This is a genomic window from Nostoc sp., assembly GCF_036917515.1.
Lineage (GTDB): Bacteria > Cyanobacteriota > Cyanobacteriia > Cyanobacteriales > Nostocaceae > Nostoc.
In genome coordinates this window covers 1-6,400 of sequence record NZ_JBALDE010000028.1, presented here as the reverse complement: position 1 = coordinate 6,400, position 6,400 = coordinate 1, and the positions used below count along the sequence as shown (strand labels likewise).

3 protein-coding genes and 2 pseudogenes are annotated in these 6,400 nt (G+C 43.4%); all 5 read left to right on the top strand.

The features are described 5' to 3' along the window. A pseudogene (locus V7K89_RS03770) lies at nucleotides 1-296 on the top strand (hypothetical protein); the annotation flags it as partial. Between the two features lie 75 nt (nucleotides 297-371). Beyond that, the gene (locus V7K89_RS03765) at nucleotides 372-2,075 is read left to right on the top strand and encodes an HAL/PAL/TAL family ammonia-lyase (RefSeq protein WP_335184475.1); all 1,704 of its coding nucleotides are present in this window, start codon (nucleotides 372-374) and stop codon (nucleotides 2,073-2,075) included. A gap of 18 nt (nucleotides 2,076-2,093) precedes the next feature. Continuing rightward, nucleotides 2,094-3,518, top strand: a complete 1,425-nt coding sequence (locus V7K89_RS03760) for a cytochrome P450 (RefSeq protein WP_335184473.1) — start codon at nucleotides 2,094-2,096, stop codon at nucleotides 3,516-3,518. A 194-nt stretch (nucleotides 3,519-3,712) separates the two neighbouring features. Beyond that, nucleotides 3,713-5,233: a class I adenylate-forming enzyme family protein gene (locus tag V7K89_RS03755; RefSeq protein WP_335184471.1), complete on the top strand. Its 1,521-nt coding sequence runs from the start codon at nucleotides 3,713-3,715 to the stop codon at nucleotides 5,231-5,233. A gap of 53 nt (nucleotides 5,234-5,286) precedes the next feature. Then, a pseudogene (locus tag V7K89_RS03750) lies at nucleotides 5,287-6,309 on the top strand (thiamine pyrophosphate-binding protein); the annotation flags it as partial. Nucleotides 6,310-6,400 lie beyond the last annotated feature (91 nt).

Here is a 6,400-nt window from a genome sequence, read left to right as displayed (position 1 = left end):
ATGCTGAAGTATTCAATTCGATTATTACTTCATTACTTGAAGTACGGGAAAATACCCGTGTTAACCTGATTCATCCCGCACTTATGCAACGCCCCTTAATGATTGAAGTTCACCCTAACCCAGCTAAGGCTCTTTCAGATGGCCCTCAGTCTTTAACACCGGAAGCATTTGAAGACTTAATGCTAGAAATGGCTTCTTTAGGTAAGTTCTTTGGTCGTTGGTCTAAACAACATAGCACCACCGTTACCCCCAAGTTTGCTGCACGAGTTTCTGCCACCGCCAGTAGCGCTTTATAAGCGTGCCATACCTTCCCAACAAGGACATCCAATCAGTCCATCATCTGTGCAATCTAAATAATAATTGGAAGTTCAATGAATACAACATCACTCAACAAAAACAAGACCTTTCAATCTTCTGCAACCTCCGTAGTAAATTCTAGCAAAACTGTAGTTGTAGGCAATCAAGACTTAACAATAGACGAAGTAGCTAGTGTGTCCCGTCATGGTGTTCAAGTACGCCTAACCGATAATCGAGATGTTGTACAAAGAGTTCAAGCATCGTGTAATTACATTAGTGATGCTGTGGAATCTGGTCAACCAATTTATGGCGTGACAAGTGGTTTTGGTGGCATGGCAAATGTTGTCATTTCCCCTGAATCTGCGGCACTGCTCCAGAACAACCTAATTTGGTATCACAAAACCGGAGCCGGACAAAAATTACCGCTAGCTGATGTCCGAGCCACCATGCTTTTGCGTGCTAACTCCCACTTGCATGGTGCATCTGGTATTCGTCTAGAACTCATCCAGCGTATGGAAACTTTCTTAAATGCTGGTGTCACACCCCATGTATATGAATTTGGATCTATTGGTGCAAGCGGTGATTTAGTGCCTTTATCCTACATTACAGGGGCATTGGTTGGTTTAGACCGCTGCTATACTGTTGACTTTAACGGCGAAGAAATCGATGCACCGACAGCGTTGAGTCATCTGGGTTTAGAGCCATTGCAATTACTTCCTAAAGAAGGATTGGCAATGATGAATGGCACCTCAGTCATGACAGGTATTGCTGCCAATTGTGTCTACGATACCAGAGTTTTATTAGCTCTCTCAATGGGGGCACATGCCCTAGCAATTCAAGGTTTGAATGGTACCAATCAATCATTCCACCCATTTATTCATCAACTCAAACCACATTCAGGGCAAAAATGGGCTGCGAACCAAATGCTGGACTTACTAGCAGGTTCACGCTTAGTCCGCGAAGAACTAGATGGTTCTCACAACTATCGGGGTGGAGATCCAATTCAAGACCGTTACTCACTGCGCTGCTTACCACAATATATGGGACCGATTATAGATGGGATTGAACAGATTAAAAAACAAATCGAAGTAGAAATTAATTCTGTCACCGACAACCCGCTAATCGATGTTGAGAACCAAGTTAGCTATCATGGCGGTAATTTCTTAGGACAGTACATTGGTGTAGGAATGGATCAGCTGCGCTACTATATCGGATTGTTGGCTAAACATTTGGATGTGCAAATAGCCTACCTGGTAGCGCCAGAATTTAACAATGGACTGCCAGCATCTTTAGTGGGGAACCGAGAGCGCAGTGTCAACATGGGGCTAAAAGGTCTGCAAATATCTGGGAACTCCATCATGCCATTGTTAACCTTCTATGGAAATTCGATCGCAGACAGATTTCCTACCCATGCCGAACAATTTAACCAAAATATCAACAGCCAAGGTTTTGCTTCTGCAAACTTAGCGCGTCGCTCAGTAGATACCTTCCAACAGTATATGGCGATCGCTTTGATATTTGGGGTACAAGCGGTTGATTTACGTACCTACCTAGTTGCAGACCATTATGATGCTCGTGCTTGTCTGTCTCCCGCTACCAGAGATTTATATATGGCAGTGCGCGATGTCATCGGACAACCAGCCTCATCTGACCGTCCTTATATCTGGAACGACCACGAACAACCTCTTGACGAACATATTGCCCGGATTAGTGCAGATATCGCATCTGGTGGGCAGATTGTGCAAGCAATTCAAGATATTTTGTCAAGTTTCAATTAAATTTTGAGGGTAGTTAAGATGCACAAACAGAGTATTTCACCAAGTATCAGCAAAGCTCCTCCAGGCCCTATTGGCTACCCGATTATAGGCAACCTGCCGCAAATGTTGCGGAATCCACTACAGTTTCTAACTAATGCCGTACAGGAGTATGGCGAAGTAGTCCACCTGGGGGCAATGGGGCCTCAACAGCTTTATTTAGTCTCTCACCCAGATCATCTGAAGTACATCCTGCAAGAAAATAGCCGTAACTACATTAAAGGCGAAAACTTTAAGTCTATTAAGCAGGTAATTGGTAATGGTCTAGCAGTTGCCGAAGGTGACTCCTGGCGACGCGAACGCCGCTTGATGCAACCAACCTTTCATCGCCATCGGGTTGGAGCATTAGTCACCTTCATGACTAAAACTATTAGCCAAATGCTAGATAACTGGAGCCGCATCGGCTTAGACAAACCCCTAGATGTGTTTGCACAGATGATGCAACTAGCACAGAATATCCTCCTCAAGAGTTTGTTGAGCATTGATTCTGAAGACGAAATTAGCGAGATGAATCAAGCATGGGATACTGCTTATGAGTATCTTAGTAGTCAACTATGGGCAGTTTTCAAGCTACCTCTATGGGTACCCACACCGAAAAACCGCGCCTTTGTGCAAGCGATGGGAACACTGGATAAAATCGTCTATCGGATCATTCGCTCCCGTCGGGAAAACAGTAATAGTCCTGACGACCTGCTCTCTATGCTGATGGATACTTACGATGAAGAGTCTGGTCAGGGAATGAGTGATGAACAACTGCGCGATGAGATTATGACCATCTTTACTGGTGGATTTGAAACCTCAGCAGCTGTACTTGCATGGACTTGGTACTTGCTTTCTGAACACCCTAACGTCGAAAATCGGCTCCAAGATGAACTCAAGAGGGTTTTAAATGGGCGTACCCCGACTCTTGAAGATTTACCAAACCTGAAATATACCAGGATGGTACTCGAAGAATCGATGCGGCTTTATCCTGGTGCATGGGTCTATACTCGTACTAACTTACAGGCCGACGAGGTTGGAGGCTATCACATACCAGCTAACTCTGTGATCATGATTAGCCCTTATGTCACCCATCGCCTACCAGCTTTTTGGGAGAATCCCAAAGACTTTGACCCTGAGCGCTTCACAAAAGAACAAGCGGCTGCACGTCCCCGCTATGCTTACTACCCCTTCGGCGGCGGCCCACGCCAATGCATCGGTGAGATATTTGCAATGACTGAAATGCTGTTGATAGTTGCGATGGTAGCTCAAAAATATCGGCTGCATCTAGTACCTGGACATCCAGTTGAGGAGGAGCCAATGTTTACACTACGTCCCCGTCACGGCATCCTCATGACATTGGAACCACAAATCAGTTTTAGTGATGTTTATGCACCAAATATTCAGGAAGGAATGATACTCAGATAAACGCAAACCCTGAATATAACTGGCTTTTGGGTGTAGGGAAAAACATCACAATAGTTGACGCGGTAGTTCTTTCACTTACACCCTTACACCCAGCCTTAGCAATAATTTTACCTTTGATTCGTGCCATTCTATTCCAAAAGTTTTGTTAACTTAATTTGTTGCCATACTTCAGATGAAAGAGAGACTTTTAATTTATGAATATCGTCAATCATATCGAGCGCGGTCATCTGTTATTTCCTGACAAAATTGCCCTGATTTTTGAGGATAAATCTTTAACATACAAACAGCTTAATCTGTTAGCAAATCGCGTGGCTAATGGTTTACGGGGATTGGGAGTTAAAAAAGGCGATCGCGTAGCCTTGTTTTTGCCAAATATTCCAGAGTTCATTACTTCTTATTTTGGCATTCTCAAAATTGGTGCGATCGCTGTCTCTGTAAATGTGATGTTAAAAAGCTCTGAAGTCAGCTATATCCTTCACGATTGTGCTGCTAAAACCATCATCACCACAGAGTCAGGTAGTTTGGAGGTATTGGAGGCAGATTTACCAGAATTACAACACATTTTGATTGCAGAAGGTAGCGCTAAAAAGGGGATAAGTTTAGCCCAACTAATAGAAACCTCTTCCCCTAATACACGCGCTGTTAAAATGGATCGCCATGCTCCTGCTAGCATAGTCTACACATCAGGAACCACAGGTTTTCCCAAAGGAGCTACTCTTTCTCACGGCAATATCATCTCTAATATGTATTCCCAAAATCGTTGTTGTGGAATGCAAGCTAATGACCAATTATTACTTTTTCTACCATTATTTCATTGCTTTGGTCAAAACGCAATTCTCAATGCTGCACTCAATACTTGTTCCACCCTCGTCCTCCAACGGCGGTTTGATCTGACACAAGTTTTGAATGCGATCGCTACTCATAAAATCACCATGTTCTTTGGTGTGCCGACAGTATTCATCAAAATCTTAAATAGCGACATATATAAGCAAGCCTTTGAGAGCGTACGTTATTACTTTTCTGCTGCAGCACCCATGCCAATTGAAATAGCTCAAACTTGGCAAGAAAAGTATGGAAAAGTGATTCATGAAGGCTATGGTTTAACTGAAACATCACCATGTGCGTGTTATAACCACGATTTGAAATACAAACTCGGTTCCATTGGTGCTCCCATTGAAAATGTAGAAATGAAAATTGTTGATGCTGATAATCATCAGGTACAGCCTGGTGAATTGGGTGAGATTGTCATCCGAGGGCCCAATGTCATGCTTGGTTATTGGAATCGCCCATTTGAAACTGCTGAAGTCATTAAAAATGGTTGGTTATATACCGGCGATATTGGTCGCATGGATGAAGACGGTTTTTTCTTCATCGTTGATCGCTTAAAAGACATGATTAATATCTCTGGATTTAAGGTATATCCAACTGAAGTTGAAAATGTCATTTATCAGCATCCAGCAGTTGCCGAAGTAGCTATTTATGGCATTCCTGATAGCTTCAAAGGGGAGATAGTTCAAGCGAATATCGTAGCTAAAGCTGGTAAGGAAGTTACAGAAAAGCAAATTATTGAATTCTGTCGTGAAAGGATGGCCACCTACAAAATCCCCCATGTAATTAACTTCGTGGATTCAATTCCTAAAAATCCTACAGGTAAAGTACTCAAGCGAGTTTTACGTAAGCAATCAACATTTCAATTCGCTACTATTACCTATTAATTGATAACTTGAACAAACTACCAAAATAAAAAAGATAAACAGAGGTTTCATCAATGCGTCATACTAATGTTAGAACTAATCATAAATCAGTTGAACATTCAATAGCTGAACCTGCTATTGTATCGCAATCCACAAGCTCCTCTTTGCTATCCCCTCATGGAAAGCCCAGCCACTCAGAATCAACTGAAATAACAGTTGCAGCAGCTATAGTCAAAATGCTGGAAGATTTGGGAGTACGCCAAGCTTTTGGTCTATTCGGAGGCGGAATCACGCCACTGGTAGCTATGCTAGAGCAAAGCTCAATCCAGGTGCTGCAATTTCGTCACGAAACCGGAGCAGCCTTTGCAGCTATTGAGTCGTACTTTGCCAATGGTCGTCCTGTGGTAGTATTCACCACAACTGGACCAGGCATTACCAACGCCCTAACTGGAATGTTTGCTGCACGCTGGGAAGGTGCAAAGATAATTTTTCTCTCTCCTTCTACCTCAACACAGCAACGTGGACGCTGGGCTTTTCAAGAAACTAGTGCCTACACAATGTCCAATACAAGTATTTTTACTTCAGGAAAGCTTTTTCATTATGCAACCACTCTTGAATCCAGTGATGAACTTCCAGTAACTGCTCGCAGACTTGCCCTCGGTCTAGCACAACCTGGTAGCTTTATCGCGCATCTAAGTGTCCCTCCGGTGATTCAGACAAGTTTTCTTAAGGCATCAATACCTCGTATAACTAGCTCACCAATTCTGCCATCTGCGGGAGAAGATACTGTTTGGAAATCTGTACAATTGTTATCTGAAGGCCCGTTCGCTATTTGGGTAGGCTTTGGTGCCAGGGATGCTGGAGAAGAAATCCGCCAACTTGCCGAGAGAACCGGATCTGCCGTAATGTGTTCACCCCGTGCCAAGGGTATATTTCCTGAAGATCATCCTCAGTTTGTGGGTGTGACAGGCTTTGGTGGACATTCTTCAGTTCTGACATACATGCAGTCACAAAGTCCTGTGCGTGTGCTGGTTTTGGGAACAAAATTGAGTGAATTCACTTCATTCTGGAATCTGGAAATGATTCCCTCACGGGGGAATGGCACTAAGAAAAGCTCTAAGCCATGCAGGATAAGTGGTACAGATTTTAAAGCTATTGAACAGTGAAGGTCTTGGTATGGGACAGGCG

Coding starts and splice junctions, on each gene's coding strand:
- V7K89_RS03755 (WP_335184471.1), top strand. CDS start 3,713: ATGAATATCGTCAATCATATCGAGCGCGGTCATCTGTTATTTCCTGAC.
- V7K89_RS03760 (WP_335184473.1), top strand. CDS start 2,094: ATGCACAAACAGAGTATTTCACCAAGTATCAGCAAAGCTCCTCCAGGC.
- V7K89_RS03765 (WP_335184475.1), top strand. CDS start 372: ATGAATACAACATCACTCAACAAAAACAAGACCTTTCAATCTTCTGCA.